The sequence below is a fragment of the Pseudomonas sp. FW305-3-2-15-C-LB1 genome, assembly GCF_058787615.1.
This window is the reverse complement of the sequence record NZ_JBYSZX010000002.1, coordinates 480,274-505,119: the sequence shown is the minus strand read 5'-3', so window position 1 is coordinate 505,119 and position 24,846 is coordinate 480,274. Positions and strand designations below refer to the sequence as shown.

The 24,846-nt window shown below is 60.8% G+C and carries 22 protein-coding genes; 11 read left to right on the top strand and 11 right to left on the bottom strand.

Translation table 11 applies throughout. The features are described 5' to 3' along the window. Positions 1 to 3 precede the first annotated feature (3 nt). Both prpF and prpD read left to right on the top strand, forming a co-directional pair. A complete protein-coding gene (prpF, locus tag AC3WP7_RS06095; RefSeq protein WP_093529338.1) occupies positions 4 to 1,194 on the top strand; it encodes a 2-methylaconitate cis-trans isomerase PrpF in 1,191 nt (396 codons plus the stop codon). Between the two features lie 141 nt (positions 1,195 to 1,335). Continuing rightward, a complete protein-coding gene (gene prpD, locus AC3WP7_RS06090) occupies positions 1,336 to 2,820 on the top strand; it encodes a 2-methylcitrate dehydratase (protein ID WP_102592293.1) in 1,485 nt (494 codons plus the stop codon). Between the two features lie 68 nt (positions 2,821 to 2,888). Here the strand turns inward: prpD and AC3WP7_RS06085 are convergent, their stop codons facing one another. Genes AC3WP7_RS06085 through AC3WP7_RS06065 form a run of 5 tightly spaced genes read right to left on the bottom strand, consistent with a single transcriptional unit; the run spans position 2,889 to position 8,362 of the window. Beyond that, positions 2,889 to 3,617: an alanyl-tRNA editing protein gene (locus AC3WP7_RS06085; RefSeq protein ID WP_092242692.1), complete on the bottom strand. Its 729-nt coding sequence runs from the start codon at positions 3,615 to 3,617 to the stop codon at positions 2,889 to 2,891. A gap of 2 nt (positions 3,618 to 3,619) precedes the next feature. Further along, positions 3,620 to 4,612 carry a serine O-acetyltransferase gene (locus tag AC3WP7_RS06080; protein WP_092242695.1) on the bottom strand — a complete coding sequence of 331 codons (993 nt, stop codon included), beginning with the start codon at positions 4,610 to 4,612 and terminating at the stop codon, positions 3,620 to 3,622. A 37-nt stretch (positions 4,613 to 4,649) separates the two neighbouring features. Beyond that, positions 4,650 to 5,564 carry a PLP-dependent cysteine synthase family protein gene (locus AC3WP7_RS06075; protein ID WP_102592301.1) on the bottom strand — a complete coding sequence of 305 codons (915 nt, stop codon included), beginning with the start codon at positions 5,562 to 5,564 and terminating at the stop codon, positions 4,650 to 4,652. Positions 5,565 to 5,579: 15 nt separating this feature from the next. Then, a complete protein-coding gene (gene moeB, locus AC3WP7_RS06070) occupies positions 5,580 to 7,442 on the bottom strand; it encodes a molybdopterin-synthase adenylyltransferase MoeB (RefSeq protein ID WP_102592294.1) in 1,863 nt (620 codons plus the stop codon). Positions 7,443 to 7,468: 26 nt separating this feature from the next. Continuing rightward, positions 7,469 to 8,362 (bottom strand): DMT family transporter, encoded by an 894-nt coding sequence (locus AC3WP7_RS06065; RefSeq protein WP_162276406.1) that lies wholly within the window; start codon positions 8,360 to 8,362, stop codon positions 7,469 to 7,471. Between the two features lie 160 nt (positions 8,363 to 8,522). Here AC3WP7_RS06065 and AC3WP7_RS06060 point away from each other — a divergent pair, with 160 nt between their 5' ends. After that, on the top strand, positions 8,523 to 9,947 hold the full coding sequence (locus tag AC3WP7_RS06060; RefSeq protein WP_093128077.1) for an aminotransferase-like domain-containing protein: 1,425 nt from the start codon (positions 8,523 to 8,525) through the stop codon (positions 9,945 to 9,947). A 53-nt stretch (positions 9,948 to 10,000) separates the two neighbouring features. Here AC3WP7_RS06060 and ppsR read toward each other — a convergent pair whose 3' ends face one another. Continuing rightward, positions 10,001 to 10,819, bottom strand: a complete 819-nt coding sequence (gene ppsR / locus AC3WP7_RS06055; protein ID WP_003193298.1) for a posphoenolpyruvate synthetase regulatory kinase/phosphorylase PpsR — start codon at positions 10,817 to 10,819, stop codon at positions 10,001 to 10,003. A 178-nt stretch (positions 10,820 to 10,997) separates the two neighbouring features. Between ppsR and ppsA the strand changes: the two genes are divergently transcribed. From ppsA to AC3WP7_RS06015, 8 genes are all read left to right on the top strand, one after another. Further along, positions 10,998 to 13,373: a phosphoenolpyruvate synthase gene (ppsA, locus tag AC3WP7_RS06050; protein WP_102592295.1), complete on the top strand. Its 2,376-nt coding sequence runs from the start codon at positions 10,998 to 11,000 to the stop codon at positions 13,371 to 13,373. 106 nt (positions 13,374 to 13,479) lie between these two features. Beyond that, the gene (locus AC3WP7_RS06045) at positions 13,480 to 14,469 is read left to right on the top strand and encodes an alpha/beta fold hydrolase (protein ID WP_102592296.1); all 990 of its coding nucleotides are present in this window, start codon (positions 13,480 to 13,482) and stop codon (positions 14,467 to 14,469) included. Positions 14,470 to 14,658: 189 nt separating this feature from the next. Further along, positions 14,659 to 15,150, top strand: a complete 492-nt coding sequence (rraA, locus tag AC3WP7_RS06040) for a ribonuclease E activity regulator RraA (RefSeq protein ID WP_058427377.1) — start codon at positions 14,659 to 14,661, stop codon at positions 15,148 to 15,150. Between the two features lie 24 nt (positions 15,151 to 15,174). Then, a complete protein-coding gene (locus AC3WP7_RS06035) occupies positions 15,175 to 16,170 on the top strand; it encodes a zinc transporter ZntB (RefSeq protein ID WP_093514064.1) in 996 nt (331 codons plus the stop codon). An 86-nt stretch (positions 16,171 to 16,256) separates the two neighbouring features. Next, complete coding sequence (locus AC3WP7_RS06030) at positions 16,257 to 16,502, top strand: CrfX protein (protein WP_092242715.1); 246 nt, start codon at positions 16,257 to 16,259, stop codon at positions 16,500 to 16,502. Positions 16,503 to 16,504: 2 nt separating this feature from the next. Then, positions 16,505 to 17,329 (top strand): mechanosensitive ion channel family protein, encoded by an 825-nt coding sequence (locus AC3WP7_RS06025; protein WP_071491406.1) that lies wholly within the window; start codon positions 16,505 to 16,507, stop codon positions 17,327 to 17,329. Positions 17,330 to 17,416: 87 nt separating this feature from the next. Beyond that, positions 17,417 to 18,007 carry an RNA polymerase sigma factor SigX gene (gene sigX, locus AC3WP7_RS06020; RefSeq protein WP_010208495.1) on the top strand — a complete coding sequence of 197 codons (591 nt, stop codon included), beginning with the start codon at positions 17,417 to 17,419 and terminating at the stop codon, positions 18,005 to 18,007. Positions 18,008 to 18,114: 107 nt separating this feature from the next. Next, positions 18,115 to 19,095, top strand: a complete 981-nt coding sequence (locus AC3WP7_RS06015) for an OmpA family protein (protein WP_071491405.1) — start codon at positions 18,115 to 18,117, stop codon at positions 19,093 to 19,095. Positions 19,096 to 19,155: 60 nt separating this feature from the next. On the opposite strand, the gene cobA is transcribed toward AC3WP7_RS06015, so the two are convergent. The 5 genes from cobA to AC3WP7_RS05990 all read right to left on the bottom strand — a co-directional run bounded on the left by cobA (position 19,156) and on the right by AC3WP7_RS05990 (position 24,780). Next, complete coding sequence (gene cobA / locus AC3WP7_RS06010; protein WP_092242721.1) at positions 19,156 to 19,899, bottom strand: uroporphyrinogen-III C-methyltransferase; 744 nt, start codon at positions 19,897 to 19,899, stop codon at positions 19,156 to 19,158. A gap of 26 nt (positions 19,900 to 19,925) precedes the next feature. Next, a complete protein-coding gene (locus AC3WP7_RS06005; protein ID WP_102592297.1) occupies positions 19,926 to 21,596 on the bottom strand; it encodes a bifunctional protein-serine/threonine kinase/phosphatase in 1,671 nt (556 codons plus the stop codon). Beyond that, on the bottom strand, positions 21,596 to 22,807 hold the full coding sequence (locus AC3WP7_RS06000) for a nitrate/nitrite transporter (RefSeq protein ID WP_071491402.1): 1,212 nt from the start codon (positions 22,805 to 22,807) through the stop codon (positions 21,596 to 21,598). Before AC3WP7_RS06000 ends, AC3WP7_RS06005 begins: the two co-directional genes overlap by 1 nt. 157 nt (positions 22,808 to 22,964) lie before the next feature. After that, on the bottom strand, positions 22,965 to 23,540 hold the full coding sequence (locus AC3WP7_RS05995; RefSeq protein ID WP_071491401.1) for an ANTAR domain-containing response regulator: 576 nt from the start codon (positions 23,538 to 23,540) through the stop codon (positions 22,965 to 22,967). Positions 23,541 to 23,553: 13 nt separating this feature from the next. After that, positions 23,554 to 24,780, bottom strand: coding sequence for a CmpA/NrtA family ABC transporter substrate-binding protein (locus tag AC3WP7_RS05990; protein ID WP_092242727.1), 1,227 nt, complete (start codon positions 24,778 to 24,780; stop codon positions 23,554 to 23,556). Between the last annotated feature and the right edge of the window lie 66 nt (positions 24,781 to 24,846).

Below are 24,846 nucleotides of genomic sequence, written 5' to 3'. Positions count from 1 at the left end.
ACCATGGCACACGTAGCGCAAATCAAGATCCCCGCCACCTACATGCGTGGCGGCACCAGCAAGGGCGTGTTTTTCAGCCTCACAGACCTGCCCGAATCGGCGCAGGTACCGGGCGCCGCACGCGATGCCTTGCTATTGCGGGTGATCGGCAGCCCCGACCCCTACGACAAGCAAATCGACGGCATGGGCGGCGCCACCTCGAGCACCAGCAAGACGGTGATCCTGGCCAAGAGCACCCGCGCCGATCACGACGTGGATTACCTGTTCGGCCAGGTCTCCATCGACAAACCCTTTGTCGACTGGAGCGGCAACTGCGGCAACCTGTCGGCGGCGGTCGGTTCCTTTGCCATCAGCGCCGGCCTGGTCGATCCGACACGCCTGCCCCACAACGGCGTGGCTGTGGTGCGTATCTGGCAAGCCAACATCGGCAAGACCATCATTGCCCACGTGCCGATCACTGACGGCGCGGTGCAGGAAACCGGCGACTTCGAACTGGATGGCGTGACCTTCCCGGCCGCCGAAGTGCAGTTGGAATTCATGGACCCGGCGGCGGAAGAAGAGGGCGGCGGTGGTTCGATGTTCCCCACTGGCAACCTGGTGGACGACCTGGAAGTGCCTGGCGTCGGCACCTTCAAGGCGACGCTGATCAACGCCGGTATCCCGACCATTTTCATCAACGCCGAAGACCTCGGCTACACCGGCACCGAGCTGCAAGGCGCGATCAACAGCGACCCGAAAGCCCTGGCAATGTTCGAGACCGTGCGGGCTTATGGCGCGTTGCGCATGGGCCTGATCCAGCACCTGGACGAAGCCGCCCAACGCCAACACACGCCGAAGGTGGCGTTTGTGGCCAAGCCGGCCGACTACGTGGCGTCCAGTGGCAAGGCGATCAAGGCGGGTGATGTGGACCTGCTGGTGCGTGCGCTGTCCATGGGCAAATTGCACCACGCGATGATGGGCACGGCGGCGGTGGCGATCGGCACGGCGGCGGCGATTTCCGGCACCCTGGTCAACCTCGCGGCCGGTGGTGTGGAGCGCAATGCCGTGCGCTTCGGGCACCCGTCCGGCACCTTGCGCGTCGGCGCAGAGGCCACCCAGGTGAACGGCGAGTGGGTGGTGAAGAAAGCCATCATGAGCCGCAGCGCCCGGGTGCTGATGGAAGGTTTCGTACGCGTGCCCGGCGACGCTTTCTAACAACCCACACTGTCCCCAGTGTGGGAGGGGGCTTGCCCCCTCCCACATTGGATCTTCATACCCCCAAGCAGGCGGCCAGACCTGCGATGGAGCGATCAACCGTGATCCTGAGGACTAACCCAACCTTTTAGGAGTACTGCCATGAGCGCCAACGTCGACCAGAACAACCGTCCCGACTACGACCAGGTCCTGCAGGACATCGCCGATTATGTCCTCACTTACCGGATCGACTCTCAGGATGCATTGGACACCGCCCGCAACTGCCTGATGGACACCTTGGGTTGCGGCCTGCTGGCCCTGCGTTTCCCGGAGTGCACCAAGCACCTGGGGCCGATGGTCGAGGGCACGGTGGTGCCGTTTGGCGCTCGTGTACCAGGCACTTCGTTCCGGCTAGATCCGGTCAAGGCGGCGTGGGACATCGGCTGCATCGTACGCTGGCTCGACTACAACGACACCTGGCTTGCCGCCGAGTGGGGACACCCCTCGGATAACCTCGGCGGCATCCTCGCTGTGGCCGACCACTTGTCGCAAAAGCGCATCGCCAACGGCGAGGCACCGCTGACCCTGCGCGCGGTGCTGGAAGCAATGATCATGGCCCACGAAATCCAGGGCGTGATTGCCCTGGAAAACTCGTTCAACCGCGTTGGCCTCGACCATGTGCTGTTGGTGAAAGTCGCTTCAACGGCGGTGACGGCCAAACTGATGGGGGCCAACCGTGAACAACTGATGGCGGCCTTGTCCCACGCGTTTGTCGATGGGCAGGCATTGCGCACGTATCGGCATGCACCGAATGCCGGTTCGCGCAAATCCTGGGCGGCGGGAGATGCTTCCAGCCGGGGCGTGCGTCTGGCGGATATCGCGATGCGCGGCGAGATGGGCATCCCTGGCGTGTTGAGCGCGCCGCAGTGGGGGTTCTATGACGTACTGTTCAGCCATACCAACAAGGACCTGGCGCTCAAACCGAAGGACAAGCGTGGGTTCAGTCTGTCCCAGCCCTACGGCACCTATGTGATGGAGAACGTGCTGTTCAAGATCAGCTTCCCCGCCGAGTTCCATGCGCAAACGGCCTGCGAAGCGGCGGTGACCTTGCATCCGTTGGTCAAGGATCGCTTGCATGAAATCGAGCGTATCGTGATCACCACCCATGAATCGGCGATTCGCATCATCTCCAAGGTCGGACAACTGGCCAACGCCGCTGACCGTGACCACTGCCTGCAATACATGACCGCCGTGCCACTGGCGTTCGGCAATCTGGTGGCCGAGCAGTACGAAGACGAATTCCACGCCGCCCATCCGATCATCGATGAACTGCGGGATAAAATGGTCATCGTCGAGGATCCGCGCTACAGCCGCGAATACCTGGAGGCGGACAAGCGTTCCATCGCCAACGCGGTGCAGGTGTTCTTCAAGGACGGTACGCATACCGAACAGGTGGCGGTGGAGTACCCGATCGGCCATCGCCGCCGCCGGGTGGAGGGCATTCCGTTATTGGAAGACAAGTTCAAGGCCAACCTGGCCACACGGTTTACCGCGCAGCGCAGTGCCGAGATTTTTGCGTTGTGCAAGGATCAGGCGCGGCTCGAGGCGACACCGGTAAACCGGTTTGTGGATCTGATCGTGATCTAGCAGACACCACGTATTCACCTGTGCAAATCCAATGAATGTGGGAGGGGGCCTCCCACAGTTGACCGTGTTCACTCGAATCGCAGTATGACTCTGCGGTTGTGTTTGCTCTTCTTCTCGATCTTCTCGCAGAACACCCGGCCGATTTCTTCGGTGTTGAGCACATGGGTGCCGCCGCATGGTTGGATATCGATACCGGCGATTTCAATCACCCGCACCGCTCCCTGGACCACCGGTGGCGCCACCGCCTGGGTGCGGGTGATCTGCAGCAGGGTGGCGTACTCGGTGGCCGGCATCGACAGGGTTTTCACCGGGTGGGCCTGCTCGATCAGCGCGTTGAGGTCGCGGGTGATGCTGTCTTTGTCGAGGGTCATTTCCGGCAGGTCGAAGTCCAGGCGGCCTTTGTCTGCACTGATGCTGCATCCGGTGACCGGCGCGTCAATGATCGAGCACAACAGGTGCAGGCAGGTGTGCATCTTCATGTGCTGGTAGCGCCGGTCCCAGTCGAGGCCGGCGTCCACCTGCACCCCGGCGGTCAATTGTTCGGGGCAGTGTTCCACCTGGTGCCAGATGATCGAGCGCTGCACCGGGTCGCGCACTGTGCCGGTCACTTCGACCCGCGTACCGTCCGCCAGGGTGAGGTGCCCCGTGTCGCCTGGCTGCCCGCCCCCGGTGGGGTAGAACAACGTGTGTTCCAGGGCGACGCCGTGTTCGCTGATGGCAATCACTCGGGCGCTGAAGGCGTTCTGGTAGGGTGCGCTGTCGAACAGCGCCAGGGTTTCCATGGTGTGCACGGACATGTTCAACCTCCGACGATCAATGGGCTGGCTTGCAACAGGGAGCGCACCATCGCACTCAAGCCAGGCGGGGAAAGCAGGGTGATTTCAAATTCAGGGCCGCAGACCTTCAGGTTCAGCGGCAGGCGTGGCAGGTGGTTGCCCGATTCGATGCGATGCAGGCGAAATTGCAGGTGGTGACGTTCCTTCACCGTAGGCTCCAGCATCAGCCCGGGCAAGGGATGGAAGTCGGCGTCCAGCACCGTGACCTTGTGGCTGGTATTGATCTCGCCGACCACGTGCAGACGCTCATCCAGGGCGAAGGCGCCCAGGTATTTACTGTGGTCCGACTCGTCGTTTTTTTGCAGTTGGATCTGGTTTACCACCTTCACCTTGGTGCCGGCGGGCACGTCCTGGGTGATCACGCAGGACGGGCTGATAAACACGTTGTCGCCGATCAACACATAGCCGAGCACGCGGGCGCCGGAACCGACCTCGACGTTATTACCCAGACGTGGATGGCGCTTGCCGTCGGGGTTGTTGGCGATGCCGCGGGCGCCCAGGGTCACGCCGCAGAGGATGTAGCAGTCGTTGCCGATCTCACACGTTTCGCCGATCACGGTGCCGTAGCCGTGGTCCAGTACGAAGCGCCGACCGATACGCGCCGCCGGGTGGATCTCGGCGCCGGAAAGCACCTTGCCCTGGTTGCTCAGCTTGAGGGCGATACGGGAGAAGACGCCGTTGGTCTGGTCGGGGAAATGCCACACCAGGTGCGCCAGCCGGTAATACAGCACCGCCTTGAACGACGCGTAGGACTCCAGGATCAGCTCACCGCGCCCGCGTGATGCCGGGTCGCGGTAGGCGTAGGCGATCAAATCCTCGGCCACCGCCTGGGCGGCATTCTGTACCAGCGGCGCCAGATGCGGCTCCAGCTGTTTCATCTGTGCCGGCGTGAGGGTCTTGATGAGGTGAGTCAGCAACTCATCGTGCAACTGTTGCATGTCGATAAAGCCACCCATTGAGGCACCCCCTTAGTCTGATTGGTTGGAAGAGCGCTTATTCGAAACTGGGCAGGTAGCTGTCGGCATTGTCGTAGACCATGGTCAGCACCACCGTTTCGGGTGGCAGTTCCGGGGCGAGTTGGGCGACAGCCACCATGTTGGCGGCCGAGGACAAGCCCAGGCTGATGGCGTCGGTGCGCATGATGCGTTTCATCATGTCGATGCAGTCCTGGCGCGAGACCTTGAGCATGCCGTCGATCACGTCCAGGTTGAGGATGCTCGGGATCAGGCCGATCGACAGGCCCTGGACATGGTGCGGCGCATGCTGGTTTTTCAGCAGGTCGCATTCTTCCGGTTCCACCCCCATGACGCGCAGCCCCGGCCAGGCGGCTTTGAGGGTTTCGCCGATGCCTGTGATATGCCCGCCCGTGCCGATCCCGCTGACAAAGTAGTCAGCACGACGCTCGCCGAACGCACGCAGGATTTCCGGCGCGGTGGTGTCGCGATGGGTCTGCGGGTTGGCGCCGTTGCGTTGCTGGTTGAGCATCACGTAGCTGGGGTTTTCCAGCTGCAGCTCCATGCACTTTTCGCCATGGGAGTTGTTGCCCAGGCGGCTGTCCGACAGCACCACCTTGGCCCCGTACAGGCGCAGCAGCTTCTGTTTTTCGGGGCTGTAGTTGTCGGGGATCACCAGCACGACCTTGTAGCCCAGTACATTGCCGGCCATGACCAGGCCGATACCGGTATTGCCGCCGCTGGGCTCGATGATGGTTTGCCCGGAGTCACGGATCAGCACGCCCCGGCGTTCGGCGTCGAGGATCATGCCCAGGGCGATGCGCGCCTTGTGGCTGCCGCCCGGGTTGAGGGATTCGAGCTTGGCATAGACCTCGATGCCGAGGTCTTCGGAGAACTGCGCCAGGCGCACGATCGGCGTTTGGCCGATGACCTCGAGAATGGAGTTGTGCAACATCATTCAGTCCTCGGCTCAATACAAGGGCATGTCAGGTTCGACGTCGCGAACCCAATGCTTCATGCCGCCCTGCAGGACTTTGGTATTGGCGAAACCCGCCGCCAGCAAGGTGCTGGCGGCTTGCTCGGCGCGGGTGCCGGCGTAGCAGATCAGGTAGTGGGTGTTGTCCCGGCTGAGGCGGTCGAGCTGATTGTCCAGTTCGGCCAGGGGGATATGCACCACACCTGGCAATTTGCACACCTCCAGTTCGCTGGCATCACGCACGTCCAGCAACACATCGACGCTGCGCGGGTGTTCGAGCAATTGCTTGAGTACACGGGGCTTTATGTAGCGCTCTTCGGCCAGGGACGGCTGGCTGGGCACAGCGTCCGCACAGACAGCCGGCGCCACGCTTTCGCTGTGGCGCAGTTCGGAGCAGCACGGGCAGTCGGCACGCCGCTTGAAGCGGATCTCGCTGAACTTCATTGCCAGCGCATCGAAGCGCATCAAGCGGCCGGACAGCGGTTCACCGATGCCGATCAACAGCTTGATGGCCTCGGTGGCCTGGATCATCCCGACCACACCGGGCAACACGCCGATCACGCCACCGGCGCTGCAATTGGGCGCCAGTTCGGCGGGCGGCGCGCTGGGGAACAGGCAGCGGTAGCAGGGGCCACCTTTATAGTTGAGTACGCTGATCTGCCCGTCGAAACGGTAGATGGCGCCGTATACCAAAGGCTTGCCCAATTGCACGCAGGCGTCGTTGACCAGGTAGCGGGTGTCGAAGTTGTCGGTGCCGTCGATCACCAGGTCATAGGCGCCCACCAGTTCCGGGGCGTTATCGGCGTTCAGGGCGGTGTCGTGGGCGTTGATCTGGATATGGCGGTTGAGGTCTTGCAGACGTTGCTTGGCGGACTCGACCTTGGGCATGCCGAGGGTGCTGTTGCCATGCACGATCTGGCGTTGCAGGTTGCTGCTTTCCACCACATCGAAGTCCACCAGCCCCAGGGTGCCGACGCCGGCTGCTGCCAGGTACAGGCTGATCGGTGAGCCCAGGCCACCGGTGCCGATGATCAGCACCTTGGCTTTCTTGAGGTTCAACTGGCCTTCGCGGCCGACGCCGGGCAGGGTGATATGGCGCACGTAGCGTTGCACTTCTTCATTGCTAAGGGCATCGACATCCATACCGCCCGACGTGGCGAGCAGTACTTCGATCCGGGCTTTTTCCGGAAGCGGATCGTCGGCGCCGACCAGTTCTTCTTCGGCGGTAAACAGAAAGTGCTCCTTGAGCTGGTTGTTCTTCTCGTGGAACAGGTGCGCACGCAACTGCGGGTGGCTGCTGCAGAGGTTTTCAATGACTTCGCGCAATGTCGTTCCGGCGCCCTCGAGGGTCGATTCCGGCAGCTTGGCCACGCGAACCAGAATGTCGGGGAAAGAGACAGCGTTCATGGACAACTCCGTGTGCAGGTCGTTGAAAGGTTGAAGGGCGAAATGCTTGCCATCCCAGGCAAACAGCTTGGAACCCAGGGACTGGCCCTGGCGAACGTCCACCACCAGGTAGCTGACGGGGTAGATCGGTTCGCCCATGAACAGCGCCTTGTCCTCGTCTTCGTCGCTGAAATAGGCGCCGACATCCGGGTGGGAGTGGTAGATCACCACCACTGGGTTGTTGCTGCGAAACGCTTTGCTCAGCAGCAGGGTGTCGGCCACCGAGAATGTGTAGCCGTTGGCGGCGTTGCGCGGGTACATCTCGGGGTTCTTGCTGTGCAACTCGTTCTGGATATTGCTGCCCAGGTACACGCTGCCGTCGGCGAAGACAAAACCACAGCACTCCTCGGGGTAGCTGCGGCTGGCGTGGGCGTAGATCTGTTCCAGGGCTTCGGGGCGGAGGACGTCCATGTTTCTCTCGCATGGTGGTAGGAGGGTCAATTTTTCTTGGCCAGGAGTTTTTCAACCGGCAGCTTGGTGATCGCAAAGCCGGCCAGCAGGATGGCCGAGTACAGCATCAGGTCGCGGGAAATCGACACGCCTTCGTACCAGGCGCCGATGATCACCGCGAACACCGGGAAGATGATGAACACGAACGACAGGATGATCGGGCTCAAGCGCTTGAGCAGCATGAAGTACACGATGAACCCACCCACCGAGGCCACCAGTCCCAGGTAGAACAGCGCACCCCATGACCGCAGGGTGATGGCTTCGAAGGTCGGCGCTTCAAACCACAGCCCGGCGACGAACAGCATCAGCCCGGCAATACCGATGGGCAGCGTGTTGTAGGTGATTACGCTGATGGCGCTGCCTTTTTGCTTGGTGATGACGTAGCACAAGGCATGCATGATCGCGGCGGTCAGAATCGCCAGCACCCCGAAGAACTCGGCGTGGTCCAGGTGCAGGCCCTGGCTCTTGATGATCATGTAGAGGCTGCCGAAGCCGATACCGATGCCGACCACCTGGGAAAAGTAGATGCGTTCGCGCAGGAACAGCGCGGAGAAAATCAGGATGAACACCGGCATGCAACTGAACAGCAGCGCGGTAAGGCCGGACGAAACATGCATCTCGCCGTAGTTGAGCAGGTAGTAGGGCACGCTGAAGTAGGACAGGGTCACGAACACGAAGAACCAGCGGCTCTCGCGGGGAAACAGGACCGGCTCGCGGCGCACCATGGCAAAGCACAGGAACAGCGGGAAGGCGATGAGGAAGCGCAGGCCGGCGGAGGTGAGCGGCGGCACGCTCTCCACGGCAATCTTGATGCCCAGCCAGGTTGTGCCCCAGCTCAGGCATACGATCAGGAACATCACACTGGTGATCAGCCCGGCCAGCCACTGTTTTTGGGTTTTGGTCTTGGCGGTGTTTTCGAGAACGGCGGACATTGGCATCGTTTATTGCTTCCCTGAGCCGGAATTGAACTCTATATTGAGCTTGTAATGAGTTGTAAAATTCGGCGATTGAACCCGTAAAAGCACACTATTAGGGCGAAAGATGGCTGTCAAAACAAATATTGACATGGTGTCAATTATGCGTGAGGGGTTGTCCAACGGTCAGGGCGTGAAGTACAAGCGCCTGTCCGATGTCATGGAACGGGGCATCCTTGAAGGCTTGATTGAGCCAGGAAGAAAACTGCCGCCCCACCGGGTGCTTTCCGACAATCTTGGCGTCACGATCGGCACCATCAGCCGCGCCTATGGCGAACTGGAACGCCTGGGACTGGTGGTGGCGCGGGTCGGTGACGGCACGTTCGTGCGCAAGCGTGGGATGGAGCGCCAGCGCGATGAAGGCTTTCGCAACTTCAGTGAAGAACCGCGCCAATACTTCGACATGAGCCGGAATATGCACATCCCGGGGCAGGAGACAGTGTTCCTGGCCCAGAGCTTTCAAACCCTGTCGACCAACGCCAAGTTCCTCCAGGACATCAGTGCCTACACACCGGATGCCGGCTTGCCGCGCTACCGTGAAGCGGGGGCACAATGGCTGGTGCAACGCGATTTTCATCCGATCCCCGAGCAGGTCATCTGCGTCAACGGCGGCCAGCATGGCTTGCTCTGCTCGATGATGGCGCTGTTACGGGCCGGAGATACCGTTGTGACTGAGCAACTCACATACCCCGGCCTGATCACCGCCGCCCGCATGCTCGGTATTCGCTTGATCGGGCTGGAGATGGACGAAGAGGGTGTACTGCCGAGCGCGCTGGACGAAGTCTGTCGTAATCACCGGATTTCAGCGCTGTACTGCACGCCGACCATACAGAACCCCACCACCGCCGTGCTCTCGGTGGCGCGTCGCGAAGCGTTGGTCAAAGTCTGTCGCGAACACAATCTGCTGATTCTTGAGGACGAAGCCCACGGCGTACTGGTGGAGGATCGGCCGCCGCCCCTCAGCCATTTCGCCCCTGAGCGTACGATTCTGATCAGCAGCCTGAGCAAGGCGGTGTCCGCCGGGCTGCGTGTGGGCTATGTACATGCGCCGCCCGCGCTGGTCAGCCGTATTTCGGCGGCCCTGCGTTCCACCTGCTGGATGGCCACCCCCGTCACCCTCGAGCTGGCGACCCAGTGGATCGAGAACGGCACGGCGGAATACCTGCTGCGCCAGCAGATCAACGAGATCAGCCGCCGCAAGGCCCTGGTCCGCGACCTGCTGATGGGCCTGGAATACCGCACTCACCTCAACAGCCCGCACTTCTGGATCGAAGTGCCGGAGCCGTGGCGGGCGTCGGAGATCGAGGCCGAGCTCAAGCAGAACAATTACCTGATCGCCACCGCCGAGGCGTTTGCCGTGGGGCAGACGGCGGTGCCGCAGTTTATCCGGGCGAGTATCTGCAATACGTCGGGGGATGATCAGTTATTGCGGGCGGGGTTTGATGCGCTGGCCACGGCGCTGGGGCAGGGCGGGGGACGCTTCCAGTTGTAGCAGGGTTTGTTGTGGCGAGCCCGCTCGCCACGGTGCAACAGCGTATCAAGGCGTTATTTGAAGCGCCGCTCCACGCCTTTCTCCACCAGAATCTTCGCCGAAATCTCTTCCACCGAGAAATGCGTGGAATTGATGTGCGCAATATTCTCGCGACGGAACAGATTTTCTACCTCGCGCACTTCGAACTCACACTGGGCATAGCTCGAATAGCGACTGTTGGGCTTGCGCTCATTACGGATCGCCGTCAGCCGGTCCGGGTCGATGGTCAGCCCGAACAGCTTGTGCGAATGCGCGCGCAGGGCCGCCGGGAGCGTCAGGTGCTCCATGTCGTCTTCAGTCAGCGGGTAGTTGGCCGCACGGATGCCGAATTGCATGGCCATGTACAGACAGGTGGGCGTTTTGCCGCAGCGCGACACGCCCACCAGGATCAGGTCAGCCTTGTCGTAGTAATGGGTACGGGCGCCGTCGTCGTTGTCGAGGGCGAAGTTCACCGCCTCGATACGCTCCATGTAGTTGGAGTTATGCCCAATGGAATGCGACTTTCCGACCGAATACGAGGAGTGTTCGCTCAACTCCTGCTCCAATGGCGCCAGGAAGGTCGAGAAAATATCGATCATGAAACCATTCGACGTTGCGAGAATCTCACGGATGTCTTGATTGACGATGGTGTCGAAAATGATCGGTCGAAAACCGTCTTTTTCAGCCGCCAGATTGATTTGTTGTACCATGGCCCGCGCTTTATCCACGCTGTCGATGTACGGCCGCGTGAATTTGGCGAAGGTAATGTTTTCGAACTGCGCGAGCAGGCTCTGGCCCAGTGTTTCGGCTGTGATGCCGGTACCGTCGGAGATAAAGAAAGCAGATCGTTTCATTTGAGCCCTGGGCCTTAAGCTGATGGCGAATCTTGGATATGATAGGCGCGATTTTGCCGTCCCGCGGTGGGCCGCATTCTCACTTATTTTCCAGGTCCAGGCCACAAGCGCTGGCGACAGCTCCTATTGAGCAGCCGGCGTCCTGAGCTTTTCCAACACAGAAAGTGGAGAGATCACCTTGGTAGAGTACGTAGTTTCCCTCGATAAGCTCGGCGTCCATGATGTAGAGCACGTAGGGGGCAAGAACGCATCCCTCGGCGAGATGATCAGTAATCTTGCAGGCGCTGGCGTGTCGGTGCCCGGTGGTTTCGCCACCACGGCCCAGGCTTACCGCGATTTCCTCGAACTGAGTGGCCTCAACGCTCAGATCCACGCCGCGCTGGACGCCCTGGATGTCGATGACGTCAACGCCCTGGCCAAGACCGGTGCCCAGATCCGCCAATGGATCATGGAAGCCGAGTTCCCCGAGAAGCTCAACGAAGAGATCCGTACCGCCTTCGCCACCCTGTCGGCCGGCAACCCGGACATGGCTGTCGCCGTGCGTTCCTCGGCTACCGCCGAAGACTTGCCGGACGCCTCCTTCGCCGGCCAGCAAGAGACCTTCCTGAACATCCGCGGCGTGGAAAACGTCATCCGCGCCGCCAAGGAAGTGTTCGCCTCGCTGTTCAACGATCGCGCCATTTCCTACCGTGTTCACCAGGGTTTCGACCACAAGCTGGTGGCCTTGTCTGCCGGTGTACAGCGCATGGTGCGTTCGGAAACCGGCACGGCTGGCGTGATGTTCACCCTCGATACCGAATCGGGCTTCCGTGACGTGGTGTTCATCACCGGCGCCTACGGCCTGGGTGAAACCGTCGTACAGGGCGCGGTCAACCCCGACGAATTCTACGTACACAAGGGCACCCTCGAAGTGGGTCGCCCGGCCATCCTGCGCCGTAACCTGGGCAGCAAGGCCATCAAGATGATCTACGGCGACGAGGCCAAGGCCGGTCGTTCCGTGAAAACCGTTGAAGTCGACAAGGCCGAACGTGCGCGTTTCTGCCTGACCGACGCTGAAGTCAGCGAGCTGGCCAAACAAGCGATGATCATCGAAAAGCACTACAAGTGCCCGATGGACATCGAGTGGGCCAAGGACGGTGACGACGGCAAGCTGTACATCGTGCAGGCCCGTCCGGAAACCGTGAAAAGCCGCACCTCGGCCAATGTCATGGAACGCTACCTGCTCAAAGAAACCGGCACCGTGCTGGTGGAAGGCCGTGCCATCGGCCAGCGCATAGGCGCCGGCAAGGTGCGGATCATCAAGGACGTGTCCGAAATGGACAAAGTCCAGCCGGGCGACGTACTGGTCTCCGACATGACCGACCCGGACTGGGAACCGGTAATGAAGCGCGCCAGCGCCATCGTCACCAACCGTGGCGGGCGCACCTGCCACGCAGCGATCATCGCCCGTGAGCTGGGGATTCCTGCGGTAGTCGGTTGCGGCAACGCCACCCAGTTGCTCAAAGACGGCCAGGGCGTGACCGTGTCCTGCGCCGAAGGCGATACCGGCTTCATCTTCGAAGGTGAACTGGGCTTCGACATCAAGCAGAACTCCATCGACGCCATGCCGGACCTGCCGTTCAAGATCATGATGAACGTCGGCAACCCGGACCGTGCCTTCGACTTCGCACAGTTGCCGAACGCCGGTGTGGGCCTGGCCCGCCTGGAGTTCATCATCAACCGTATGATCGGCGTGCACCCCAAGGCCCTGTTGAACTACGACGGCCTGCCGCTGGACATCAAGGAAAGCGTCGACAAGCGCATCGCCGGCTACAACGACCCGGTGGGCTTCTACGTCGAGAAGCTGGTGGAAGGCATCAGCACCCTGGCGGCGGCGTTCTACCCGAAAAAGGTCATCGTGCGCCTGTCGGACTTCAAGTCCAACGAATACGCCAACCTGATCGGCGGCAAGCTCTACGAACCGGAAGAAGAAAACCCGATGCTGGGCTTCCGTGGCGCCTCGCGTTATATCAGCGAAGCGTTCCGTGACTGCTTCGAGCTCGAATGCCGCGCCCTCAAGCGCGTGCGCAACGAAATGGGCCTGACCAACGTCGAGATCATGGTGCCGTTCGTGCGCACCTTGGGCGAAGCGAGCCAAGTGGTCGACCTGCTGGCAGAAAACGGCCTGTCCCGTGGCGAAAACGGCCTGCGCGTGATCATGATGTGCGAATTGCCGTCCAACGCCATCCTGGCCGAAGAGTTCCTCGAGTTCTTCGACGGTTTCTCCATCGGTTCCAACGACCTGACCCAGCTGACCCTGGGCCTGGACCGCGACTCCGGAATCATCGCCCATCTGTTCGACGAGCGAAATCCTGCGGTCAAGAAGCTGCTGGCCAACGCCATCCAGGCCTGTAACAAGGCAGGCAAGTACATCGGCATCTGCGGCCAAGGTCCTTCCGACCACCCTGACCTGGCCAAATGGCTGATGGAACAGGGCATCGAAAGCGTCTCGTTGAACCCTGATTCCGTGTTGGAAACCTGGTTCTTCCTGGCGGAAGGCCAGGCGTCCGCCTAAGATCGTCATGTCAAAAGTGCCGGTCACCCGATGAGGATGACCGGCATTCTTATCTGTGCAGGGCGGAACTCCTTCCGGACGCCGCCCTTTTTTGTGCAAGAGCATTATGCAAAGCAGCAGCAACCTGTTTCCCGTCGCCCTGATCAGCGCTGAGCGTCGTGGCGACCTGAGTGAAGACGTGTACCGCCTCAAGCCCGGTAACAGCCCCGACGGCACCGTCGAGCTGGCAGTTACCCGTTTGGGCCTGGCCGATGTCCCGGAAAACCGGGGCATTGCGGTTATTTTATTGCATGGCAGTTTTTCCAATCGCCGCTTCTGGTATTCGCCCAAAGGCATCGGCCTGGGCGCTTACCTGGCACGCCAGGGATTTGATGTGTGGATCCCGGAAATGCGTGGTCATGGTTTGTCCAAGCGCAATCATGACTACGCACGCAACCGCGTCGCTGACTATGCGCGCTACGACTTGCCGGCCATTGGCGCGTTCGTGCGCGAGCAAAACGGGCAGGTTCCTCACTGGATCGGTCATTCCCTGGGTGGCACCAGTCTGGCGGCGGCGCTTGGCGGGCGGCACCTTGGCGCGCCAGCCGTGGCTTCGGTGGCGTTGTTTGGCTGCCAGGTCAGCCGCACCCACTGGCCGTTGAAGCTGCCACCGGTGGAATGGACGGGGCGCTTGCTCTTGAAACGCTTCGGCGAAGTCTCCGGCTCGCGCCTCAAGCGTGGCCCGGAGGACGAGCCGGCAGGCGTGATGATCGAAGCCATGCGCTGGAATGGCCTGTTTGGCCGCTTTGGCGAAGGCAAGAACGACTGGTGGAAAGGCCTGGCGGAGGTCGATGTGCCGTTGCTGTCGGTCAGTGCTGCCGGCGATCGTCAAGACCCCGACTGGGCCTGTCGCAAGCTGTTCGAGCAGGTCGGTTCCGAGCACCGTCAATACTTCTGCCTCGGCCGTCAGCAAGGGTTTACCGAGGATTTCGGGCACGTTGAAATGCTCGTCAGCAAAGCCGCACAGGCTGAAGTGTGGCCACTGGTGGCGCAATGGCTGAAGGACCCGCTCGCCCCATTGTTCGGCGTGCAGCCCGAGGTGTTGGCCACTGTTTGAGGGCAGGGCTCTGCCAAGGGCGTTTCACTCGTGTGTGGTTGCGGCTAAGATATGACGCGTTAAACGCTTCTGGTCATATTCAGTCGCGCAGTGGCTATTGCGTTGCGACGAAGTGGATGGGATGTTTCGCACCTGCTTGGGCTGGCGCTTCTTTCGAAAGACACCTCTTTGACGGAAAGGAATTGTTCAATGAACCATTATGTGACCCCCGACCTGTGCGACGCCTACCCGGAGCTGGTGCAGGTGCTCGAGCCGATGTTCAGCAACTTCGGCGGCCGAGACTCCTTCGGCGGTGAGATTGTCACCATCAAATGCTTCGAAGATAACTCCCTGGTCAAGGAACAAGCCGACCAGCCTGGTGCTGGCAAGGTGCTGGTGGTCGACGGTGGAGGATCCCTGCGCCGTGCGCTGCTGGGCGACATGATCGCCGAAAAAGCTGCGAAAAACGGCTGGGAAGGGCTGGTGATCTACGGCTGCATTCGTGATGTGGATGTCATCGCCCAGACCGACCTTGGCGTGCAGGCCCTGGCCAGTCACCCGATGAAGACCGACAAGCGTGGTATTGGCGATCTGAACGTGGTGGTCACCTTTGCAGGCGTGACGTTCCGCCCGGGTGAGTACATCTACGCCGACAATAACGGCGTGATTGTGTCGCCCAGCCCACTGAAAATGCCTGAATAAACTGCTGTAAGCGACGGGGTGAGGATGTTCGAGGAAGAAAACGCGCAATGGGGGCTTGTGCATGCCCTGGTGCTGGATGGTAAAGGCGGTGCGCGTTCGATTGCCCGGACAGAGCTCGACAACTTGCAACTGCAGTCCCAGGAAAGCCTGTGGCTGCATTGGGATCGCAGTCATCCGCAGACCCAGACCTGGCTGCGCAAATCCAGTGGCTTGAGCGAGTTCGCCTGTGACCTCTTGCTGGAGGAGAACACCCGCCCGCGCCTGTTGCCGTTGCCGGACTCGCAATTGCTGCTGTTCTTGCGTGGGGTCAACCTCAACCCCGGTGCCGAACCGGAGGACATGGTTTCGGTGCGGATTTTCGCCGCGGCCAACCGTGTGATTTCCCTGCGGTTGCGTCCGTTGCGCGCCACGGATGAGTTGCTGGTGCAGCTGGCGGATGGCAAGGGACCGAAGACGGCCTCTGAACTCATCCTTTATATGGCTCAGTACCTGACTAATAAAGTGCAGGATCTGGTCAGTGACCTGTCTGAAATCGTCGACGTAGAGGAAGAAAAACTCGATACCGACGAACGGTATACCCCGGAACATGGCAGCGTCCTGCAGATCCGTCGACGGGCAGCCGGGCTGAAGCGATTCCTCGCGCCGCAGCGGGATATTTTTGCCCAGCTCACGCGGATCAAACTGCCGTGGTTCTGTGACGACGATGCCGACTATTGGAACGAATTGAACAACAGCCTCACCCGTTATCTGGAAGAGCTTGAATTGACCCGAGAGCGCGTGGGGCTTGTGCTGGAGGCCGAAGACCGGCGTTTGAGCGTGCGCATGAACCGCACCATGTACCGCTTCGGGATCATCACCGGAATCTTCCTGCCGATGAGTTTTCTCACCGGCCTGCTGGGTATCAATGTGGGTGGGATTCCGTTCTCTGCCAGCCCCTATGGATTCATGATTGCGTGCCTGTTGATGGTCTCGGTGGCGCTTGGGCAATGGTGGCTTTTTCGACGATTGCGCTGGGTTTGACCTGAATATGACCTGAACGTAGGAAGGGTCCTATGTGACCCCAAGAAATTTACCCTCGTCTTTTAAATCACTTGCGAGAGGTCCTTATGCACGATCCGTTCGAACAGTCTTTGCGTGACATGCTCAATGCCTCGCCGTCCAACCGCGACGACGATGCCTGCCTGGGCCGCGTGCTGAAAACCGCCAACCGTCAGGTGGGCGCGGGTGATCTGTTCGGTCTGCTCGGGCGCTGGGTGCCGGCGTTGATGATGGCCCTGAACAACGGTTCGGCCCATGTCTCACCGGTTTCCCGTGATAAACCTCTTGCTCGCACTGCTGATAAGGCTGATTGAATATGGAACTTGATCTCTGGACCCAGAGCCTGGTCACCGCGATGACCGCATTGTGGACCAAGGTGGCGAATTTCATTCCCAACCTGTTTGGTGCCCTGGTGCTGGTGTTGCTGGGCTTTGTCGTGGCCAAGCTGCTCGACACCCTGCTGTCCAAACTGCTCGCGAAACTGGGCCTCGACCGCCTGATGGCAGGCACCGGTCTGACCAAACTGTTGGGGCGTGCCGGGCTGCAGGTACCCATCTCGACGTTGATCGGCAAGATCGTTTATTGGTTTGTTTTGCTGATTTTCCTGGTTTCTGCGGCTCAATCCCTTGGACTTGAGCGAGTTTCAGCTACGCTCGACATGCTGGCGCTGTACTTGCCGAAGGTTTTCGGCGGCGCGCTGGTGCTGCTGGTAGGTGTTTTGCTGGCGCAACTGGCCAATGGGCTGGTGCGCGGCGCCGCCGAAGGCGTGGGTTTGGACTATGCTGCGGGCCTGGGGCGGATTGCCCAGGGCCTGGTGATTATCATCAGTATTTCGGTCGCGATCAGCCAGTTGGAGGTCAAGACTGACCTGCTCAACCACGTGATTGTGATCGTTTTGATTACCGTTGGTCTGGCCGTTGCGCTGGCCATGGGCTTGGGAAGCCGGGAAATTGCCGGTCAGATTCTTGCGGGAATCTATGTGCGTGAGTTGTACCAGGTGGGCCAACAGGTGCGTGTGGGCGAGGTTGAAGGGCAAATCGAGGAGATCGGCACGGTCAAGACGACGGTGCTGACCGATGACGGCGACCTGGTGTCGCTGTCCAACCGGATTCTCCTGGAGCAGCAGGTCAATAGCCGCTAACCCGGCAAACCCTGCTAATGTACGCCGCCGCGAGCCTGGGTGATCGGGCTGTGGCGGACATTGACCTGACTGTCGGCACGACTTGTTTTGAATAAAGCCCAAACGCTGTCCACGCGCTATGACCCCCGTGAGCTCTCTGATGAGGAGCTGGTCGCGCGTTCGCACACGGAGCTGTTTCACGTCACTCGCGCGTACGAAGAATTGATGCGCAGATATCAACGCACTTTGTTCAACGTTTGTTCAAGGTATTTGGGGAACGATAGAGATGCGGATGATGTCTGTCAGGAAGTGATGCTCAAGGTGTTGTACGGCCTGAAGAACTTCGAAGGCAAATCGAAGTTCAAGACATGGCTGTACAGCATCACGTACAACGAGTGCATCACGCAGTATCGGAAGGAACGGCGAAAGCGTCGCTTGATGGACGCCTTGAGTCTTGACCCCCTTGAGGAGGCGTCTGAAGAGAAGGCGCCGGCACCCGAGGAGAAGGGCGGACTTGATCGCTGGTTGGTGTATGTGAACCCGATTGACCGGGAAATTCTGGTGCTACGATTTGTCGCAGAGCTGGAGTTTCAGGAAATCGCTGACATCATGCACATGGGTTTGAGTGCTACAAAAATGCGTTACAAGCGTGCTCTTGATAAATTACGTGAGAAATTTGCGGGCGAGACTGAAACTTAGTGCGTGGCAAATATCTCTTACGTGTAGGCAAGTTCTGTTAGACTTGTCGCCGAGTTGTCCCCCGGTTTGTGGGACTGCTTTACAATCACCAGATGGGGATTTAACGGATGAAACTGAAAAACACCTTGGGCTTGGCCATTGGTTCTCTTATTGCCGCTACTTCTTTCGGCGTTCTGGCACAAGGCCAAGGCGCAGTTGAAGGCGAGCTGTTCTACAAGAAGCAGTACAACGATAGCGTCAAGCACATCGAAGACGGCTTCAATCCTGGCGCTCGCATCGGTTACTTCCTGACCGACGACCTGTCCTTGAACCTGTCCTACGACAAGACCAACCACACCCGTTCGAACGACGGTACTGGTAACCAGAAGATCAAAGGCGATACCGGCAGCCTGGTTGCCCAGTATCACTTCGGTCAAGCTGGCGTAGACAGCCTGCGTCCATACGTAGAAGGCGGTTTCGGTCACCAGAGCCGTACCAACGTTCAGGCTGACGGCCACAGCGGTCGCGACCAGACTACTTTCGCTACCGTTGGTACTGGCGTGAAGTACTACTTCACCAACAACCTGTACGCACGTGCCGGTGTTGAAGCTGACTACGGTCTGGACAACGGCAAGTGGGACTACTCCGCACTGGTCGGCCTGGGCGTAAACTTCGGCGGTAACGCTGGCGCAGTTGCTCCAGCTCCTACCCCAGCACCAGCTCCAGAGCCAACTCCAGAGCCAGAAGCTCCAGTTGCTCAGGTTGTTCGTGTTGAGCTGGACGTCAAGTTCGACTTCGACAAGTCGGTTGTTAAGCCTAACAGCTACGGCGACGTGAAAAACCTGGCCGACTTCATGGCTCAGTACCCAGCTACCAACGTAGAAGTTGCTGGTCACACTGACTCCGTAGGTCCAGACGCTTACAACCAGAAGCTGTCCCAGCGTCGTGCTGACGCTGTTAAGCAAGTCCTGGTTAAAGACGGCGTTGCTCCTAGCCGTATCACCGCAGTAGGTTACGGTGAGTCCCGCCCAGTTGCTGACAACGCAACTGAAGCTGGTCGTGCCATCAACCGTCGTGTAGAAGCGTCGGTAGAAGCTACAGCTCAGTAATTACTGAGTGGTAGAAAAAAGCCCGGCTCAGGCCGGGCTTTTTTTCGCCTGGAATTTGCTTCAGGCGCTGGCGGCTTGTGTAAGGCAAGCGACTTGCCCAGGGGCTGCCACATGGCCAATCACCAGGATGGCCGGGCTCTTCAAGGCAAATGCCTGCGCATCTGCATACATCCGTGACAACTCGCTGCGGCATTCCCGTTGTTGTGGTAGTGATGCGTTTTCGATCATCGCCACCGGCATATCCGCTGCCATCCCGCCGTCCAGCAATTGCTGGCGAATCTCCTCAAGCTTCGCCACGCCCATGTACACCACCAAGGTCGTGCCACCCTCTGCCAGGGCTCGCCAATTCAAGCTGCTGTCGTCCTGGGTGTGTGCCGTCACCAGGGTCACGCCACGGCTCACCCCGCGCAGCGTCAGCGGAACCGCGCAATTTGTCGCGCCTGCCAGGCCCGCCGTGATCCCGTTGACCAACTCCACCTCGACGCCCCGTTCACGCAGCCACATGGCTTCCTCACCGCCACGCCCGAAAATGCACGGGTCGCCGCCCTTGAGCCGCACCACGCATTTGCCCTGGCGCGCATAGCGCAGCATCAGGCGATGGATAAAGTCCTGCGGTGTCGAGCGACAGCCACCGCGTTTACCCACGGTGATCACCCGTGCTTCAACGCAGTGTTCCAGTACCGCCGGGTTGACCAGGTCATCGATCAGCACCACATGCGCCTCACGCAGGGCGCGTACGGCCTTGAGGGTCAACAGTTCCGGGTCACCGGGACCCGCGCCCACCAACCAGACTCTTGCGTTCATGGATTTTTCCTCGTCCAGGGATGACGTCAGCGGTGAAAGAGTGAATACAACAGCACTAGATTGATCAACATCGACAGCAGTCCCAGAGTGCGCCAGACCTTCAAGGGTTCACGCTCCAGCAAGGGCTTGGGGCGAATGCTCAGTTCCTGCCGGTCCGCCTGTTCCAGCACACGCAACCATTCTTCGGCGGTTTCGTAACGATGCGCAGGTTGAGCCGCCACTGCCCGGTCCAGGCTGAGGGGTAGCCAATCCGGCAGATCGGGGCGGTAGCGGCTGGCGCTGAAGGGCTGGTTGAACCGGGGCCGTTGGAAGGCTTCGATTTCACCGTAGGGGTAGTGCCCGGTCAGCAGGTAATACAGGCTGACACCGGCACTGTATAAATCCTGTTGGGCCGTAGGCCGGTCGCCATTGAACGCCTCGGGCGCGATAAAGCTTGGTGTGCCGGGCAATGCATGGACGCGGTCTTCCGACAGGCCCGGGCAGTACGCCAGGCCGAAATCCAACACACGCAGTTCGCCGTCATCCCCCAGTAGCAGGTTTTCCGGCTTGATATCGCGGTGCAGGATCTGCCGCCGGTGCAACATGCCCACTGCCCGCAGCAAGCGCTCGGCGATCGACTGCCATTGCGCCAGGGGCAATGGGCCGTGCTGCTGGAACAGTTCGGCCAGGGTCTGGCCGGGGTATTCCCGCATCACGTAGTACAGATGCTGGCGTCCGCTGGCGGCATGGACTTCAGGAAACGCCCGGCCGGCGACGCGTCGTAGAAACCATTCTTCCGCGAGCAAGGCCTGGCCGGCATCGCTGTCATCATCGCGGCTCAGCGGCAGGGTTTTCAGCAGCCAGGGTTGCTGCTGGGCATCCCGCACCCGGTACAGTAACGACTGTCGGCTTTGCGCCAATACGCCTTGCACCTGCCAGCCTTCAAAGTGTTGCCCGGCTTTCAACGGCGGTGGCAGCGGCCATTGCTGCAATTGCACCAGGGCGTCGCCGAGGGTCGCCGCGCCGAGGGTGTCGATACGCACGAGCAGGGCGCTGGCATTGTCCTGGCTACCCGCCAGGTGCGCGGCGTTCACCAGGGTGTTGACCGCCAGATCCAGGTCGGTTTGCTCGCGCAGAATCGAACGGATGCTGTGATCACCCAGGGTTGCCCACACGCCATCACTGAGCAGCAGGAAACATTCGCCTTCGCGCAACTGGCCGTCGAGAAAATCCACTACCAGGTGTTGATCCAGGCCGAGGGCACGCTTGAGCACATGCTCCATGCCCGGCTGCTCCCATACGTGATCCTCACTGAGGCGCTGCAATTCGCCATCCAGCCAGCGATACGCCCGGCAATCGCCGACATGCGCGAGGGTGAAGCGCTGGCCGCGAAACACCAGGGCGCTCAGGGTGGTCAGCAACGGCTGGCCACCGCCATTGGCCTGCAGCCAGCGATTCTGGGCCGACAGCAAGCGTTCCAGGGCCTGGGCCACGCTCCAGGTCTGCGGCGTGGCGTAGTAATCCAGGGCCAGCGCCTGCAAGGTCGAGCGCGCGGCCAGGCCGCCGTCGGCGCACTGACTCACTCCATCGGCGATGGCGCACAAGTAGCCTTTGCTCGCCGCCAGTTCGGCCACGGGTGTCACCACCCGCAGTGCGTCCTGGTTTTGTGCCCGAGGGCCGATGGCACTGGCCTGAGCGATGCTCAGTTGCAGGCTCATCAGACCCGTGCAGCCGTCACGGCGGCCGAGCCCCAGGTGGTTCTCCAGCGACGTTTAACGCCATGCAGGCCGAACCAGGCCAATACACCCAGGCTCGCGAACAGCCACAGCGCCATCTGATAGCTGCCGGTGCTTTGCTTGATCGCGCCCATGCCAGCTGCCAGGGCGAAACCTCCAATGCCGCCGGCCATGCCGATCAGGCCGGTCATCACGCCGATCTCACGGCGGAAACGCTGCGGCACCAGTTGGAACACCGCACCGTTACCGGCGCCCAGGCCAAGCATGGTGCAGACAAACAGCGCCAGCGCCGCATAAGAGCTTGGCAGGTTGAAACCCACCGCCGCGATGCAGATTGCTGCCACGCTGTACATGCCCAGCAACGTACGAATCCCGCCGAAGCGGTCCGCCAGCGCACCGCCCAGTGGGCGCATCAGGCTGCCGCCGAACACGCAGGCGGCGGTGTAGTACCCCGCGGTCACCGGGCTCAGGCCGTACTGGTCGTTGAAGTAACCGGGCAGGGCGCTCGCCAGGCCGATAAAGCCGCCGAAGGTCACGCTGTAGAAAAACATGAACCACCAGCTGTCACGGTCGCCCAGGGCCTTTAAGTAGTCGGCCATGGATTTGGCTTTTGGCCGTTCAGGGGCATTGCGCGCCAGCCAGGCAAACACGATCAGCGTCAGCACCAGCGGAATCAGAGCGAAGCCGAACACGTTGCTCCAGCCAAACGCGGCCGCCAACACAGGCGCCAGCAACGCGGCGAACACCGTGCCTGAATTGCCCGCACCGGCGATGCCCATGGCCTTGCCCTGGTGTTCGGCCGGGTACCATTGGGAGGCCAGCGGCAACGCGACAGCAAAGGATGCACCGGCCATACCGAGGAACAGTCCCAGCAGCAGCGCTTGTTCGTAGCTATGGATGCCCAGTTTCCAGGCGCCGAACAGGGCACAGATCACAATCACCTGGCCGATCAGCCCGGCGGTCTTGGGCGACAGCTTGTCCGCCAGCATGCCCATCAGGAAGCGCAGCACCGCGCCCGCCAGGATCGGTGTCGCCACCACCAGGCCGCGTTGTTGGGTGGTCAGGTGCAGGTCTGCGGCAATCTGTACCGCCAGTGGGCCTAGCAGGTACCAGACCATGAAGCTCAGGTCGAAATACAGGAACGCGGCAAACAGGGTCGGGGTGTGCCCGGATTTCCAGAAGCTTGATTTCATCACGCACCTCAACGGTTGGGAGTCTTGTAAGAAGGCCAAAACGAAAAAACGCCGCCACCGGGTTCGCGAGGGCAAACCGGGTGTGCGACGTCTTTGTCGTGGAGGGGCAACCGCCGTTGGTTACCTGTGCGGAATACTTAGCAAGAGCTGAGCCAAATCAGCCGAGCAGCTCGCTCATGGCGATAATCTGCTCCGCCACCTGGATCAGTTTCTGCTGGCGGCTCATGGCCTGGCGACGCATCAGGGTGTAGGCCTCTTCTTCGTTGCAGGCCTTCATTTTCATCAGCATGCCCTTGGCCAGCTCGATGCGCTTGCGCTCGGCCAATTGCTGGTCGCGCGCCTGGAGCTGGGCGCGCAAGGCCTGGTCGCTTTCGAAGCGCGCCATGGCCACATCGAGGATCGGCTGCAGGCGCTGGGCCTGGATGCCTTCGACGATGTAGGCGCTGACGCCGGACTTGATCGCCTGGCGCATTACGTTCGGGTCATGTTCGTCGGTAAACATCACGATGGGCCGGGGTTGGTCTCGGCTGACCAATACCACCTGCTCCATCACATCACGGCCCGGTGACTCGGTATCGATCAGGATCACGTCCGGGCGCACCGTTTCGACGCGTGCGGGCAGGTCGATGGTCAGGCCGGACTCATCGATGACATCAAAACCGGCCTCGATCAGCGCCGACCTGAGGCGGCCGACCTTGCGCGGGGTGTCATTGATCAACAGGATTCGCAGCATGGAGATTCTCCTGTCAGCGCCAGGCCTGGCGGTTGGAATCATTGGCCAGGGCATGCAGGCGGAAGCTGCGGGCGTATTCGGTTGGGTTGGAACCGTCCCAGATCTTGCCGTCGATCAGCTGGCTGCTGCGCATGTCCTGGGCCTTTACCGGGATCCCCAGCGCACCTGCCGCCTGACGATACAGCGCCAGTTGCTGCACCTGGCGGGCAACGCCGAGGTAGTCGGGGTCCTCGCGCAACAGGCCCCAACGCCGGAACTGGGTCATGAACCACATGCCATCGGAGAGGTAAGGCAGGTTCACCTCGCCACCGGCGAAAAAACGCAGGGCGTGGGGATCCTGCCACTGGTTGCCCAGGCCATCGTCATAGGCGCCCAGCAGGCGCGGTTCGATGCAGTCGAGCGGGGCGTCGAGGTACTCGCGACCACTGAGCAATTGTGCGGTGGAACGGCGGTTTTCGGTGCTTTCTTCGATAAACCGGCTGGCCTCCAGGATCGCCATCACCAGCACGCGCGCAGTATTGGGGTACTGGTCGACGAACGTCCGGGTGCATCCGAGGACCTTTTCCGGGTGATCCGGCCAGATCGCCTGGCTTGTCGCCAAGGTAAACCCCTGGTTTTGCTTGACTGCGCTGGCGCACCAGGGCTCGCCGACGCAAAACCCGTCAATGCGTCCGGCTTGCAGGTGCGCAACCATTTGCGGTGGCGGGACCACCACACTGTCCACGTCCTGCAAGGGGTGAATACCTTGGCTCGCCAGCCAGTAATACAGCCACATGGCGTGAGTACCTGTGGGAAAGGTCTGCGCGAAGGTCAGTTTTGTTCGGCTTTGGTGCACGTGGCGGTCGAGCGCCTCAGGAGTGATCACCCCTTGTCGCTGCAAGCCGTGGGACAGGTTGATGCTCTGGCCGTTCTGGTTGAGCCCCATCAGCACGGCCATGTCGGTGGGCGCGACTCCGCCGATGCCCAGGTGCACGGCATAGATCAGCCCGTACAGGCTGTGGGCGGCGTCCAGTTCGCCGCTGACCAGTTTGTCGCGCAGGTTGGCCCAGGACGATTGGCGCTTGAGGTTCAGGGTCAGGCCGTAGGGTTGAGCGAAGCCCTGGGTGGCCGCTACGACCACCGAGGCGCAGTCGCTCAGGGCCATGAAACCCAGGTCAAGGCTGCTCTTTTCAGGGGCATCACTGCCGTTGACCCAGGCCCGCGGGTCGTTCATCGGGCTGTTGCCGACCGAATCGTTCATCAACACCTACCTTTTCTTTCAAAAAAAAGCGTCGTTCCCTCAGATGGCGATGTAAGCCAATGCGGG